Here is a 14,010-nt window from a genome sequence, read left to right on the forward strand (position 1 = left end):
TTTTCTGTTTGATTTTTGTTCTTCTGAGTGTGTTTTGGTCGCGACGCTCGACTTGCCGCCTAGTAATCTAGGCAAAAGTTGAGCAACAATGAACAAAGCGCACTCAGGTGAACCCGAAGGGCTGCGCTTGATTGGCATTTCTACTGTGTTATCGCCTGACTTACATAGAATAACTATGCTACGCAGGCTCTGCCTAGTATAAATGGCAATCAAACTGCTGCAAAAACAAACTTGAAAGGTCAACAGGTCCTAGTATTTGGTTAAGCATGGGTGGATCGACAACTCAGGAAGTTATTGTCGTGTGCGTAATGATAGAGTCATGATTGCAACGCGCATCAAAACTAACCTTGAGGCAAATGGATTTGCTTGATTGAGCGATCCATAGTTAATGTTTTCACGCGGATAAATAACAATGACAACGAATAATAAGCCAAAGCGACTTGCGTCTTTAGATGCCTTACGCGGCATGGATATGTTCTGGATCTTAGGTGGCCAGTCTATTTTTGCGGCACTGTTTGTATTGACCGGATGGCAAGGGTGGAAGGCTTTTGAAGCGCACACGCTGCACAGTCCTTGGCATGGTTTTACTTTTTACGATCTTATCTTTCCACTGTTTATCTTTTTATCGGGTGTGGCGATGGGCTTGTCGCCTAAACGTATCGACCATCTGCCCTTTAATGAACGTAAACCGTTTTATCTCAAAGCACTGAAGCGCCTTTTGTTACTGTGTGCTTTTGGCGTGTTATACAACCATGGTTGGGGAACTGGGATCCCAATGGATCCTGACGGTATTCGCTACGCCAGTGTATTAGGTCGCATCGCGTTTGCTTGGTTCTTTTGTGCTTTACTGGTTTGGCATACGAGTTTGCGAACCTTGGCCCATGTGGGTGTAGGCATATTGTTATTTTATTGGTTACTGCTTTGCTTTATCCCGGTTCCTGGTGGGCAAGCGGGTGACTTAAGTGCAAATGGTGTTGGTAGTTGGAATGCGTTCATTGATACGTATTTACTACCTGGGATCAGTTATCAAAACCGTCCGGTTGACCCAGAAGGTGTGCTGTCAAGCTTACCTGCCATTGTAAATGCTATCGCAGGTGTATTTGCTGGTCGTGCGATTGCCAATGCCCAAACGCAAGGAGAGTGGAAAACCGTTGGTATTTTGGCAGGCTCCGGTGTACTTGTCCTAGCACTAGGTTGGCTTTGGGACATGCAATTTCCAGTTAATAAAGAATTGTGGACAAGCTCATTTGTGCTAGTAACCGTCGGCTGGAGCGCAATTCTACTTGCGGTATTTTACGCGATAGTAGATGTACTCAGCTTTCAACGTTGGGCGTATTCATTTGTTATTATAGGAGCCAATTCCATTATCATTTATTTGGCGTCAAGCTTAGTGAATTGGACCTTTATTAGTAAAAGCGTATTCGGTGGCGTGATTGCCGCTGTGCCAACTGCGTGGCAACCATTAATTGCTGTTTTTGCGCTACTGGCGGTACAGCTTTTAGTGCTGCATTGGATGTATAAACGCCGTATTTTTGTAAGTGTATAATATTCGCAAGCCTCCTTTCAAAAAGCCCACCGTTGTGGGCTTTTTAACACCTTTCGATTGCATAGAGTAAAAAATATCCATATTTTTTTTCACTTTTGCTTTACAAGCGAATTATTTCTGATAATAATGACAGCGTTGTCATAATGGTAATAACCTAATGTTGTGTATCCCAATTAGGTTCGATCTGACCTTGCTTTGATTGCACGCGAGGCAAGGCTCAGATCCCATTTTATTCTAATCATCTCAACATTTGGTTAATCGTATGCAAGTAGTCATTTTAAAAGACGCTGCCGAAGTGGCAGCATATGGTGCAGACATTTTTACAACGCAATTAAAGCGTAAAGCTAACTCTGTGTTGGGATTAGCGACGGGTTCAACACCGGTTGCTTTGTATCAAGAATTAATTAAGCGTAACCAAGCGAACGATATCAGTTTTGCTGAAGTTACCAGCTTTAACCTAGATGAATATTTAGGTTTAGATGGCTCGCACCCACAAAGTTATCGTTACTTTATGCAGCAGCAGCTGTTTGACCATATCAACATTGATAAAAGTAACACGCACGTACCGCCGGGTGATGCAAAAAATCCAATTACGGCGTGCGGCGAGTATGAAGCGCGTATTAAATCTGCTGGTGGTATAGATGTACAACTGTTAGGCATTGGCAGAAATGGCCATATTGGCTTTAACGAGCCATCTTCTGGCTTAACGTCACGCACTCGGGTTAAAACCCTAACGAAAGCGACGATTGATGATAATGCTCGTTTTTTTAAAGCTGATGAGTACCAACCTCACTTGTCAATCACTATGGGTATTGGCACGATTTTAGATGCTAAAAAAGTCGTGTTATTAGCGACTGGTGAAAATAAAGCTGATGCCGTTGTTGCTATGGTGGAAGGCCCGTTGACTGCGGCGTGTCCAGCTTCGGCACTACAAATGCATCGTGATGCTGTAATCGTCATCGATGAAGCTGCGGCATCTAAGCTAAAAGATATTGAATTCTATAAGCATATTGAAAACGAAAATCAAAAGTTGCTGGACTATCTTGCCTCTCTGTAGTGTGAAATCACACTGTAGTTTTCAAAAGCCCATTTATGGGCTTTTTTTTTGCCTGTACCTTTGTGCTATGGTAGTTTTAAGGTCTCGCCGAGGTGGATAAAATGTTCCAGAACACGAAGGAATAGGGGCTTGCTGTATTACACTCAAATGACGTTAGACAGAGCGTCTAACGAAAGAAAAGATCAAAACTGGTTATTATCTCAAATGGGTGACAATAGTCGCTGGTTATTAATTCAAGACGACGCTAATCTAGTGCGTGCCCTAGATAATGAATTACATTATCTTTCTCGCACAGAAGTCGCTGATTTAGCGCTCCAAGACGCGATATTCTTAGGTCGTGACGAAGCGCACAGCTATTTTGCGCTTGATGTCTCCAAACAACGAGACAAGCTTTCTTTTATTGACTCCGAGTCAGAATTCATCGATATGCGCCAAGTGGGTCGTAACTTACCAAAGCAACAGGGCTCAATTGGTGTGCTTGCACGAGGATTATGTTACTGGCATAAAACCCATTGTTTTTGCGGACGTTGTGGGCAACCCAATAAAATGGTTGAAGCAGGCCATGCAAGACGTTGTGTTAACCCTGAATGTCGCCATATGACGTTTCCACGTACAGATCCAGCCGTTATCATGCTTGTCACTCATGTTTTCCCTGATGGCGTTGAACGCTGTTTGTTGGGCCGTCAGGCTGTTTGGCCAGAAGGTGTATTTTCGACGCTGGCTGGATTTGTTGACCCCGGCGAGTCGCTAGAGCAAGCCGTGATAAGGGAAGTGATGGAAGAGGCGGGTGTTGAAGCATACGACGCCACTTATATTGCCTCACAGCCTTGGCCGTTCCCGTCTTCACTTATGCTTGGATTTATCGCGAAGGCAAAAACCACAGAGATTTTTGTTGAGCAAGATGAGCTTGAGCAAGCTAAATGGTTTTCACGGGCGGAGCTTAATACATTTTCAGAGTGGGGTGATACAAAGCCCGGCTATAAACTCACCAGAGAAGACTCTATTTCCAGATATTTAGTTGAATACTGGCGTGCACAATCAGAAGAGTAATTATGAAAAAGCATACTAAAATCGTTGCTGCTGGAAGAAAAGCAGAATATACCAAAGGGGTAGTAAACCCAGTTGTTCAGCGCGCCTCTACTGTAGTTTTTGAGAGCGTTGCCGAAATGCAAGAAGCGATAAAAGGCCGTGGACATCGCACACTGTTTTACGGCCGCCGTGGTACCAATACCCATTTCGCCTTGCAAGATGCCATTACTGAGCTTGAAAATGGTGCAGGTTGCGCTTTGTATCCGTCTGGTGCTGCTGCTATCGCACAGTCACTACTGTCATTTTTAAAAGCAGGCGATCACTTGCTGATGGTGGATACTGCGTATGAGCCAACCAGAGATTTGTGCGATAAGCTGTTAAAAGGCTATGGTATCGAAACCACTTATTATGACCCTATGGTTGGCGCAGGTATTGACGCGTTAATTCAAGACAATACCAAAGTGTTGTTCTTAGAGTCTCCAGGTTCAATCACTATGGAAGTTCAAGATGTGCCAGCGATGGTTGAAGTTGCAAAGCGCCGTGGCGTTATCACTATGCTTGATAATACGTGGGGCAATGGCTGGCAGTTTCGTCCGCTCGATCATGGTGTTGATATCAGCATTCAAGCGGCAACCAAGTATATTGTTGGGCATTCGGATGTCATGATGGGGGTTGCCGTTGCAAATGAGCGTTATTGGCCTGAGCTTAGAGAGCACTCGTATTTACTTGGTCAATGTACCTCTGCAGATGATGCTTATTTAGCACTACGTGGGTTACGTACTATGCCAGCGAGGTTAAAACAGCACGAGCAGTCGGCAATGACAGTGGCGAAATGGCTCGAAGCGCATCCTCTCGTAGATCACGTTAGACATCCCGCTTTTGAGACTTGTCCTGGTCATGAATTCTTCAAGCGCGACTTTGATGGCAGTAATGGTTTGTTTTCAATCGTAATGAAAGAAGGTAGCCAAAAGGCGATTAACCGTTTCTTAGATGCCTTATCCCATTTTAAAATGGGTTTCTCATGGGGCGGCTATGAAAGTTTAGTTACAGCCAATAAAACCATGGAGCATTTGCGATCAACCACAGGTTGGACACTTGGCCCCGTGATCCGCCTTCACATCGGTCTTGAAGACGTAGAAGACTTGATAGAAGATTTAGAACACGCACTTAAGGTCTACGAACAAAACCTCGGTAAATCTTAAAATTTCGGTTCGATTTATTGGTATGGGGTGCTTCTTTTTAAATGAGGTACCTCGGACTTATTTATACCATTTTGAAGGTCGCATGTTTTTCATCACCTTGACCCAAGTAGTGCCATTACCTAATACTTCCATTTCATAATTGTCCAAAATCTGTAGACACAGATCATATAAAGCTAGTTTTATGGCGTTGAAAGGAGTAACTTTATTTACGTATTTTTGCCAGCTTTACATAAAATAATACATAGGAAGTTTCAAGGAGAATTATATGATGGAAGTAATGTGGAGTAGTATCAGCGTCATAAGTGCGCTTGTTTACATCGGTTTTATTTTTTTGTGTATACCAATTCCCCTCTTTATTTACCTTATTTCAAAACGAGTCAAAGAAATGAGAGATTTAGCGGTGGAATCAAGAATGGAAATTAAAGAGATCAATGCCAGTTTGAAGTACTTTAAACGTAAGTACAGGGAATCTATTGAGGAAGGTAATATTTAAGACTTACGTCACAAGAATATTACAACCCAAATTCAAGGAAAAGTGATGAAATTAAGTTTATTGATTATGTTACCGATAGTCTCACTCAGTGCTTGTGTGGTAATGCCCGTTAAGGATACTGCCCACATCAACAAGTGTGAGATTTCATCGGATAGAAAAACCCTAAAAATAGTCGATGTTGCAGATGAAACCAATACGTATTATTCCGTGAGTGGAATTATATTAACGCCGATACTCGTTCCTACTACTGCTATTATTTCGGGAACTTATGTGTTGGCAAATAATGCCTATCGTCTTGGGGAAGAGACGATAAAATGCGAAAATAAATCTTAAAACTAACTACAAACTTATTTAACTGTTGCGTTGTGTGTTGGTTTAAGCACAGCGCAACGCTCCAAAACCACTTGTGCTAGCTCCCGGAGGGATTCGGCACATCAGTTTTAAACAACAAGATGGCAGTTGGGGACGTGCTATCAACATGGGGGACAAGGTAAATTCAGACAAATGGGATGCTTACGCTACGGTTACTTCGGATGGTAAATACATATTGTTTAATCGGGGGATGGATAACGAGAATTCCAATGTGGATATCTACTTGGTGGAAGCAAAGATAATTAATGAGTTAAAAACGAAAAATGGCTATTCTAAACCAAAAAGCCAAGGTGACTTGCCAAGAGAGCAAGTGCACGGTATTTCGCTTTCCGCACCATTTGTAGAGTTCTTTCGGCCTATGACGAACGGTTTGATAGCATGCTCTGCACGACCATAGTCTATCTTTAGATGTCTGTCATCTAGGTAGCGAACGAGTTTTGACCATTATCTGAGTGTGTTGTGGACGGCTTTGCCCTCGCTTCGATTTTGGTAGCATCGTTTGCGCTGATTTATCTAACCGGTAAGAGAAAACAAATCGCTGACACCCACCACGAAAACAAATCGCTGACACCCACAAAACAAATCGCTGACACCCACCACTAATTTACACCTTCCTAAGATACCGCCTACGCTTTAATTCTGCACTCAAAGGATTGAGGAAAACAAACTATGGCTACTGCCCGTAAAAAACAAATCAGTTTAACTGACACCAAATACTATCACTGTATCTCCCGTTGCGTAAGGCGCGCCTTTCTGTGCGGTGAAGATAAACTTACTGGCAAATCATACGAGTACCGCCATGATTGGGTTGAAGAAAAGCTCTTGATGTTGGGCTCTGTGTTTTGTATTGATGTCTGTGCTTATGCCGTGATGAGTAATCACACTCACATAGTTTTATATGTTGATGATAAAAAGGCTAAGCGTCTGTCGGATAAAGCGATTGTGATACGATGGCACAAGTTATTTAAAGGTAATTGGATAAGCCGTAAATTTACTGAAGGTGAGCCTCTCAATGAGTCGGAGCAATTGATACTCAATGAGCTGGTTGATAAGTACAGGGAAAGACTAGCCGATATTAGCTGGTTTATGCGAGTACTCAACGAAGATATCGCCCGTAGAGCAAATAAAGAAGATAATTGTAGAGGCCGATTTTGGGAAGGACGATTCAAATCCCAAGCATTACTGGACGAGGCAGCACTGGCTGCTTGTTTGGCATATGTAGACCTAAACCCTATTAGAGCCAAAATCGCCGCAACGCCTGAAACCTCAGACTACACCAGCATCAAAAAGCGAATTGACCATGCGAAATTAGGTAAACAGCCAAAAAGCCTACTACGCTTTGCTGGCAGCCCAAGAAAACATATGCCGAAAGGACTGCCTTTTGAGCTCAAATCCTATATTGAGTTGGTTGAACTCACAGGCCAATGTATTCGCGCCGACAAGCGAGGCTATATCTTTGAGTCACAACCCATTCTTACTCGACTAAATATCGAACCGGAGAACTGGATAAAACTCACCACGCAATTTTCACGGGTATTTCACGGTGCAGTTGGTCGAGAGCGGACAATAACCGCTTACTGTGAAACACTGCAAAAACGACGGCGGACGAATCTGACAAACTGCGAGCGCTTGCTGGCTTAGCAAAACTCACATTCTCAATTTTAGAATTTCTTACTTCCGTATTTACATCGCCTTGTCGTGCGTGATAACTCAGTTTTGGTGTAGAGATATGCTTGGGCGACAAGAATTGGCCTATCTAATAACGTTTTTGTACCTAGCGATTAAAGTATTTTTATACTTTTTTACTTTACTTCCTCAGCTTGGATGCTAGTAGTGGTGGGTGTCACTTGTTTTATTTTCTAGTAGTGGTGGGTGTCACTTGTTTTATCCCTCAATTTTAGAATTTCTTACTTCCGTATTTACATCGCTTTGTCGTGCGTGATAACTCAGTTTTGGTGTAGAGATATGCTTGGGCGACAAGAATTGGCCTATCTAATAACGTTTTTGTACCTAGCGATTAAAGTATTTTTATACTTTTTTACTTTACTTCCTCAGCTTGGATGCGAGTAGTGGTGCTAGTAGTGGTGGGTGTCACTTGTTTTATCCTTTTAACAACTGATTTAAACCTTTATTGAGTTACTTGCGTCTCAAGGAGCATAATTATAAAAAATTGTATTTTTTAATAGCAAGATCGATTTGCTATACAATACCACGTGCTAAATTTTGACATTAGGGACAATTTTGATGCTTACTCGTTTTTCGTACTTTTGTACCATTTTATCCATAGTTACCACCTCATTTTCGACATTAGCTTCAGATGTTTTAGATTGTGTTATTGAGAGTTATAGTCAGCCAAATAGCCCGTTTACGGGTTTACCTAATCCTGCCGAACAGGGCGAACATAAATACACAGTGATGAACTATGGCGAACGACCATTTTTATTTGCTATATCAAAACCTGATGTAATTGCTCCAAATGTGAGCTTACCTAGCTTTCTTTCCGACTATTCTCGTAACCAAGGATATGAGGACAATGCCTACCACAAATTTAAAAGTAGTAATTTACCTTTGGAGGCTAAAGTTTGGCTTCCGTTGGGAGCCCAACCACTACCGTTAGTATTATTAGTCCATGGAAATTCTGCCCCGGGGTTTGATTATCTAGGTGAATTGCTCGCCAGCCGAGGTCACTTTGTTGTGCAAGTAAATCAAACTTATTTGAATGATTTATTGGGAGAAAATGGTGCCCGTGGTTGGATACTACTTGAACATATTAAGCTGCTGCAAAAATGGAATGCTGAGCAAGGTCACACTTTTTATAACAAAATAGATTTAGAGAATATCGCTTTAATAGGGATGTCTAGAGGAGGGGAGGCTGTTGCTTTAGCTGCATCATTTAATCAATGGAAGACCTTACCAAATAGTAGTGAATCAACAGAGTTTGGTTTTAACATTAAATCCATTGTCGCTTTAGCCCCAATGGACGGGCAATATCAACATGCTGATGGTAGAAACATCCTGAAAAATGTTAACTATTTAGTGTTACAAGGAGGTCATGATGCGGATGTTTATCAGTTTCTTGGTAGCCAACAATGGCATCGAACTCACTTCGATGATGATAAAAACTACTTAAAGCAGTCCATTTATATCTATCGTGCTAACCATATAAACTTTAATCAAGATATGTCTGATGATTTCCATTGGGGAAGCAGCAAAGATTTTTATTCTAAGCTATTAACACCCAAACAACAGGAGAATTTAACTAAAGTGTATGTTTCTGCTTTTTTGGAAGCTACATTGGCGAACGCAAAAGAGTATCGAAAAATTTTTAGACAACCTGTGGCTGGTGAGTTTGGTCTTCCTGACGATATTTATATCAGTCGCCATATGGCATCTGATTTCAAAGTTATAGAAGATTTTGAAAATGTAGCTAAAAAGGAAAGTACCGTTAAAGTCCTATCCGATAAAACGTTAACAGAAGTGCCAATCAATATAGACTCAGAGCGCCTAAGAAACGGAACTAAAACTTCTAATAATGTATTAAAGGTTCAACTTAAGAAACAAGTTGAAACACGGTTGAGCATTAAGCTTTCAGAAGCTGAGTTGTTACATAAAAATCACAAAGGAAAATCCTACCTAAGTTTCTCACTGGCTCGCGCTGATTCAGGAGAAAGCGAAGGGTGTGGAGCATACAATTTGTTATCTGATACGAGGGTAGAGCTACTTGATAAGTCTGGTGTAGTATTTAAAAAAAGTATTGGCGTATCTGGCAGTGTCTCCCCTTTATTAATTTCTGACTTCTCTGAATTGGAAAAAGGTGATATGAAATATGCGCCGACAGAGCCAGTATTGCAAACCTTTACGCTCCCTATTGAATTGAATAAGACAATCAGTGCCGAAAGCGAATTAGAGCTTGTCTTGATTTTTGCACCGAAGCGAGATGTATCTATCATCGTGGATGATATTGGGATAACTAGTTCTATATAGCCCATCAGCTTTCTTTTAAAGAAGCTAGTCATTAGCGCATTAGGAAAGTTAGTTTGCCTTAAGATGAGGCATAAAATCGTTCTTAACGGCGGCTATTGGCACTGGGTCGACATTCGGTTCTAAATTGTTTTTGTCCCAATACAAGTTGAGTGAGCATCCGTTATCGCAATTGGATTTAAGATATGAAATTGCTGTTGGACAGCTGAGTTTGGCACTTACATTTGCTTAAGCCCTAACAATCAAGCTTGACAGATAAAGTTAAGGCTTATGCATCTTAAGACTGTTCACCTTCAAAATAAAGATGAAGAATTCGGATCAAGCCAAGGCTTGATCCGGTTTTCGCTTAGTGTTGTGGCTGTGGTGGGAAGTTAGCCAGCAACTCCGAAATGGTTTTGTTAATTGACGCTGTTCTTTGGTCTGGTGATTGGTTGCTACGTAAGCGACCTTCTTTTGCTCCGCGCCAAACTAGCTGGTTAGACGCTTTGTCTATCATATCGAGTACAAGCGTGCCCACTTCATATTCACGTGTTGTGGTCTGTGTTTGCCAGCCAATACCCCAGTAATTCCAACGCGCACCATAAGTGGTGTGAAGCGAGTCAGATTCAATTTTTGTATCAACTGATGCGTGATAGTTAACCAGTAAGTCAGCCGATTGCGGATCGGTGAAGGTGAAGCCTTGTTTGCTCATTTCGTTTTGAATTGCACTGCGGATCCGCTTTTCCATTAAGTCATTGACTTGGTATTCACGACCATTATTTTTTAGGTCCGCTTCGGGTGACCAAGTATAGGTTTTATAGTTAGCGAATTGTACAGACTTATCATAATCCCAATCAGGGGTTTTGGCGCAGGCCGCTAACATCAGCACCAAAGTGGCGATAACAATATTCTTAAACATGTGTCTTTACTCCTTAGTCGGATGTTTGCTCTACCTTAACGTGTTAAGGCGTTAAATGGTAGAGACAAGCATCCTTTAATAATTGTGTCTAAGACATTAACTTGGGATTAATGTTCCACTTCTATCCAGTCTTTTTCATCCACCCAGTTTTGGCTACCTTGTGCAACACTACGGATCGGCACCAAGTAGTCACAGCTGATCTGTGGTTTCACCGATGCAAAAATTGGCACAAACCCAAAGCTTAGTGCGGTTTCGATAATAGCCTTTTGGTTTTGTGGGTCGATATCCGCGGCTTCATCGATGTAAATTGGGATACGATACATTGCTTGCTCTTGATCAGATAGCAGATAGCGAATAAATAGCATGCCACATAAAAGCTTGATGGTGATCCGCGTACCGTTTGAACCGGCTGAGTCAATTTTATCAAAGTGCTCAGTGTCACCTGCGCGGTTGACCACTTCAAAGCGAATATCAAAGAGATCGGTTAACGTCAATCCCGCTTTGTCACTTGCTAGTTTGATGATGTGATCTTTCGCCTCATTAACAGATTTCTCTGAGCTAGGCTGCTCGCTGAGTAGGTCTAAACTTTCGCCTTTTTCATATAAATCTGAAGTGCTAATAATGGTATCTATGCTATCAACTAGCATCTTACGAGGGATGACATTGATTTTGAATGCCTGCAAGTTAGAGATACGATGCTGGCTTATGCCTTTGTTAAAACTGTTCATCTCTCGGCGTAAGCGGTCTAAGTCTTGACGCAGTCCTTTAATGGTTGCGGCCACTTCGGTGAGCGCCACTCGCGCTTGTTTATCGACGGCATCTCGTTCGTTATCTAAGTTATGATACGCACTGATCAGCTTTTGGTACTTAATAGTAACGTCTGACTCGTTTTCAAACTTAGTGATCCCAGCATTGTAGATATGCAAGTAGGTATTACGCACATTAACGTCTAAGTTTCTAAGCTCATTACAATCTTTATTAAACTGGTGGATCACTTCAGAGAGGTTATCAAAATCTAGGTTAATTTCGATTTCGTACGGTGCCAGCTTACCCGAGTATAGGTCTAGTGTGTGGTCGATACGTTCTGACTTCACTTGCTTTAGGCGGTCGGCTTGGCGCACCAATAAGTCTTGCTTGCTTTTAATGATAGAGCGGCGGTCTGAAATCGAACCAGCATTACGTTGAATATCATGCAAATATTCATCAACTTGCTCTCGTTCCATCTCCAGTTGCTCTTTTAGTGCTTGTTGAGCATCAACAGATTGCAACATAGTTTGATATTGCTCAAAGCGCTTCATGGCCGCTTCGGTAGCCATGAGTTCATCATAAAGCGCATCACGCTCTTTTTGCTTTTCAGCGACGTTTGCGGCTACTTCACGCTGTTGCTTTAAGTCGCTAAGTGATTGTTGTAATGACTCCAGCTGTGCTTGCAGTTGGGCTTTGTTCTCACCACTTTGCATTTGCACGGGACTTAGTTTTTTCAACTTAACGGTAGCGCCAGGCACCTTAAGCTCACCACCTTGAACTGACTTAGACAGCGACTCCAAAAATGCGCCAAAGGCATCTTCGTCAGTGATATCAATTTCACCTTGAGAGGTGGTTGAAAACGATAACAAATCTGGATTCAAGATCCGCGAGATCTCTTCCACTTCTTTTAAAGAAAGATCTTCACGCATACGAGTAAACAGGTTGAACTCAAGGTTCTTGAGTTGCAGTTTTAAACTCTTAATCTGCTTTTGTGTTTCGTTGATGCGAAAATCAAGGGTATGGAGACTTTGCCCCTGTGCACTATTAATAGAGAAGGAAAGCTGCTCATATTCCTTTTTTAACAGTGTTAAATTGGTTTTAAGCGTTGCATGATTAGTTAGTTCAAATTCACGTTTTAACGCGTGGAAGTCGGTAAACCATTGCTCGATTTGGGTTTGCTTACGCTCGATATCACGAGACTGTTGGACGTACAGCTGCTGCTTAGACTCAAATTCGCGCTTTTCGGCTTCTATGTCTTCTAGCTGTGTTGCCAGCTCTGCAATTTGCTCGTTGTGATAGTTATCATATTCAACCAAAGCTAAATCGAGTTTCGGGGCGTAAGCCGCTAATTTACCTTTTAATACCGCCTCATTTCCAAGCATTTTCTCAAGGGCTGAAATTGGCTCTTGCATCGACTCCAGCGCATTCAGCTCACGGCGCGCACGGTTGACCTTATCAAAAGCGCGACGCCAGACTTCATAAAAGTCGACTTTCGAGTTCGACATATGGCGTTCGAACACCTTGAGCATAAAGCGTTTTACGTCTTGCGCGCCGAGTTTATGCAGATTCAGAATACGACGGAATATTTCTTTGTATACAGGCGCATCTTGGACATTATTCAGTGGGATCATCTTCAGGTTGATATCACCATCAAATGGTGTGGCGCCACCTGTGAGTAGGGCATTAAGTTCTTGTGCTTTTAGCTCTACAGGCTTAAGTTGTTTTTCCTGTAAGTGATTAAAGAGCTTAGTGTACTTGATGATACTTTTACCTTGGGTGTAATCATCAAGATTCAGTTTGCCTTGATAGCAAAAAAACTGGTGCGCGTAACCGGCGATTTTACCCAGCCCCGCAACGCCAATGACCACATCGCCGTGGGGGAGGTTGGCTTCCAGCAAAATATAGGATTGATCAGAAGAGAAGTAAAACTTACGCGTTTCTTCTAAATCGTGACCATCCCATTCAGTCAGTCTTAAATCGTTGATAAGTGGAAATTGCAGCGCATTGATCACCGAGCTTTTACCAGTGTTATTTGGAGCGCAGATAGACGCGCTTTTATCCAGAGGAATGACACACTTAGCGTATCCGGCGGTGTTTAATAATGCTAGTTTACTTAAGCCGTACAACTGCTCGCTCATAGCTCGTCCTCAATATCATATTGTTCTTCGTTTACTTCCATTAGCGCGTCAATGTAGCGATAAATCGGTGCAAGTAGCATAAAGCCTTGCTCAACCTCACGGGCTAGACCCAGTCTCACCATACGTAAAAACACGTCTTTTCTGAGATCTGAGCCAGAAAAAATCTCTAGCTGGTCAAAAAGATGCTTATTGAGCTGCACTATGGTTTGCATTAGCTCTAGATCGCAGCTTTCATCAAATAGTACGCGAAGCGGATCTTTACCTTGGTTGGCATAGTGTTCAATCAAAATATAAATGGTTAGGGCAATCGCACGGGAAATTTTCCCCATATTTGGCGTGCTTTCATCGCTTGCCAAATAATAAAAGCCACGGGCATCGTGCTGTAAATCATGGCCTAAGGCTGAAAATAGCGCTTGATAGCTATCAATTTGCTGATCTAATTCTTGCCAAAGGGTAGTGTCTTGCTCACTGATATGATACCCGCTCACCAGTTTTTTATTAATGGCTTGGAGTTCATTGAGCATGTCTAAGTTAATTGTCGTCATAA

12 protein-coding genes and 1 pseudogene are annotated in these 14,010 nt (G+C 42.1%); 9 read left to right on the top strand and 4 right to left on the bottom strand.

Translation table 11 applies throughout. From position 1 onward, the window contains the following. Positions 1-412 precede the first annotated feature (412 nt). The 7 genes from nagX to NH462_RS05060 all read left to right on the top strand — a co-directional run bounded on the left by nagX (position 413) and on the right by NH462_RS05060 (position 6,096). Positions 413-1,546, top strand: a complete 1,134-nt coding sequence (nagX, locus tag NH462_RS05030; RefSeq protein ID WP_010378044.1) for a transmembrane glucosamine N-acetyltransferase NagX — start codon at positions 413-415, stop codon at positions 1,544-1,546. 262 nt (positions 1,547-1,808) lie between these two features. After that, entirely contained in the window at positions 1,809-2,603 is a 795-nt protein-coding gene (gene nagB / locus NH462_RS05035; RefSeq protein WP_010378045.1) for a glucosamine-6-phosphate deaminase, read from the top strand. Positions 2,604-2,750: 147 nt separating this feature from the next. Continuing rightward, positions 2,751-3,653: an NAD(+) diphosphatase gene (nudC, locus tag NH462_RS05040; protein ID WP_253104828.1), complete on the top strand. Its 903-nt coding sequence runs from the start codon at positions 2,751-2,753 to the stop codon at positions 3,651-3,653. Between the two features lie 2 nt (positions 3,654-3,655). Then, entirely contained in the window at positions 3,656-4,834 is a 1,179-nt protein-coding gene (locus NH462_RS05045) for a cystathionine beta-lyase (protein WP_039495559.1), read from the top strand. A 265-nt stretch (positions 4,835-5,099) separates the two neighbouring features. After that, positions 5,100-5,327 (top strand): hypothetical protein, encoded by a 228-nt coding sequence (locus NH462_RS05050; RefSeq protein ID WP_010378049.1) that lies wholly within the window; start codon positions 5,100-5,102, stop codon positions 5,325-5,327. A 45-nt stretch (positions 5,328-5,372) separates the two neighbouring features. Continuing rightward, a complete protein-coding gene (locus tag NH462_RS05055; protein ID WP_010378050.1) occupies positions 5,373-5,660 on the top strand; it encodes a hypothetical protein in 288 nt (95 codons plus the stop codon). A gap of 73 nt (positions 5,661-5,733) precedes the next feature. Continuing rightward, positions 5,734-6,096, top strand: a complete 363-nt coding sequence (locus NH462_RS05060; RefSeq protein ID WP_253104550.1) for a hypothetical protein — start codon at positions 5,734-5,736, stop codon at positions 6,094-6,096. Here the strand turns inward: NH462_RS05060 and NH462_RS05065 are convergent. Then, positions 6,024-6,173 (bottom strand): annotated as a pseudogene (locus NH462_RS05065) (transposase); the annotation flags it as partial. The gene NH462_RS05060 and the pseudogene NH462_RS05065 sit on opposite strands and share 73 nt — an antisense overlap. Before the next feature lie 195 nt (positions 6,174-6,368). Here NH462_RS05065 and NH462_RS05070 point away from each other — a divergent pair. Both NH462_RS05070 and NH462_RS05075 read left to right on the top strand, forming a co-directional pair. Further along, positions 6,369-7,340: a transposase gene (locus tag NH462_RS05070; protein ID WP_253104552.1), complete on the top strand. Its 972-nt coding sequence runs from the start codon at positions 6,369-6,371 to the stop codon at positions 7,338-7,340. Positions 7,341-7,943: 603 nt separating this feature from the next. Beyond that, a complete protein-coding gene (locus NH462_RS05075; RefSeq protein ID WP_253104555.1) occupies positions 7,944-9,683 on the top strand; it encodes a hypothetical protein in 1,740 nt (579 codons plus the stop codon). Positions 9,684-10,026: 343 nt separating this feature from the next. On the opposite strand, the gene NH462_RS05080 is transcribed toward NH462_RS05075, so the two are convergent. From NH462_RS05080 to NH462_RS05090, 3 genes are all read right to left on the bottom strand, one after another. Further along, on the bottom strand, positions 10,027-10,578 hold the full coding sequence (locus NH462_RS05080) for a DUF4136 domain-containing protein (RefSeq protein ID WP_253104557.1): 552 nt from the start codon (positions 10,576-10,578) through the stop codon (positions 10,027-10,029). A gap of 107 nt (positions 10,579-10,685) precedes the next feature. Beyond that, positions 10,686-13,463: an ATPase gene (locus NH462_RS05085; protein ID WP_253104560.1), complete on the bottom strand. Its 2,778-nt coding sequence runs from the start codon at positions 13,461-13,463 to the stop codon at positions 10,686-10,688. Further along, positions 13,460-14,008 (bottom strand): hypothetical protein, encoded by a 549-nt coding sequence (locus NH462_RS05090; protein WP_010371906.1) that lies wholly within the window; start codon positions 14,006-14,008, stop codon positions 13,460-13,462. The genes NH462_RS05085 and NH462_RS05090 overlap by 4 nt, the downstream gene beginning before the upstream one ends. Positions 14,009-14,010: the final 2 nt, after the last annotated feature.

This window comes from Pseudoalteromonas sp. OANN1 (genome assembly GCF_024124685.1).
Taxonomy (GTDB): Bacteria; Pseudomonadota; Gammaproteobacteria; order Enterobacterales; family Alteromonadaceae; genus Pseudoalteromonas; species Pseudoalteromonas piscicida.

Bases quoted from the DNA above. Each gene is read 5' to 3' on its own strand.
- nagX (WP_010378044.1), top strand. From the start codon at position 413: ATGACAACGAATAATAAGCCAAAGCGACTTGCGTCTTTAGATGCCTTA.
- nagB (WP_010378045.1), top strand. From the start codon at position 1,809: ATGCAAGTAGTCATTTTAAAAGACGCTGCCGAAGTGGCAGCATATGGT.
- nudC (WP_253104828.1), top strand. From the start codon at position 2,751: ATGACGTTAGACAGAGCGTCTAACGAAAGAAAAGATCAAAACTGGTTA.
- NH462_RS05045 (WP_039495559.1), top strand. From the start codon at position 3,656: ATGAAAAAGCATACTAAAATCGTTGCTGCTGGAAGAAAAGCAGAATAT.
- NH462_RS05050 (WP_010378049.1), top strand. From the start codon at position 5,100: ATGATGGAAGTAATGTGGAGTAGTATCAGCGTCATAAGTGCGCTTGTT.
- NH462_RS05055 (WP_010378050.1), top strand. From the start codon at position 5,373: ATGAAATTAAGTTTATTGATTATGTTACCGATAGTCTCACTCAGTGCT.
- NH462_RS05070 (WP_253104552.1), top strand. From the start codon at position 6,369: ATGGCTACTGCCCGTAAAAAACAAATCAGTTTAACTGACACCAAATAC.
- NH462_RS05075 (WP_253104555.1), top strand. From the start codon at position 7,944: ATGCTTACTCGTTTTTCGTACTTTTGTACCATTTTATCCATAGTTACC.
- NH462_RS05080 (WP_253104557.1), bottom strand. From the start codon at position 10,578: ATGTTTAAGAATATTGTTATCGCCACTTTGGTGCTGATGTTAGCGGCC.
- NH462_RS05085 (WP_253104560.1), bottom strand. From the start codon at position 13,463: ATGAGCGAGCAGTTGTACGGCTTAAGTAAACTAGCATTATTAAACACC.
- NH462_RS05090 (WP_010371906.1), bottom strand. From the start codon at position 14,008: ATGACGACAATTAACTTAGACATGCTCAATGAACTCCAAGCCATTAAT.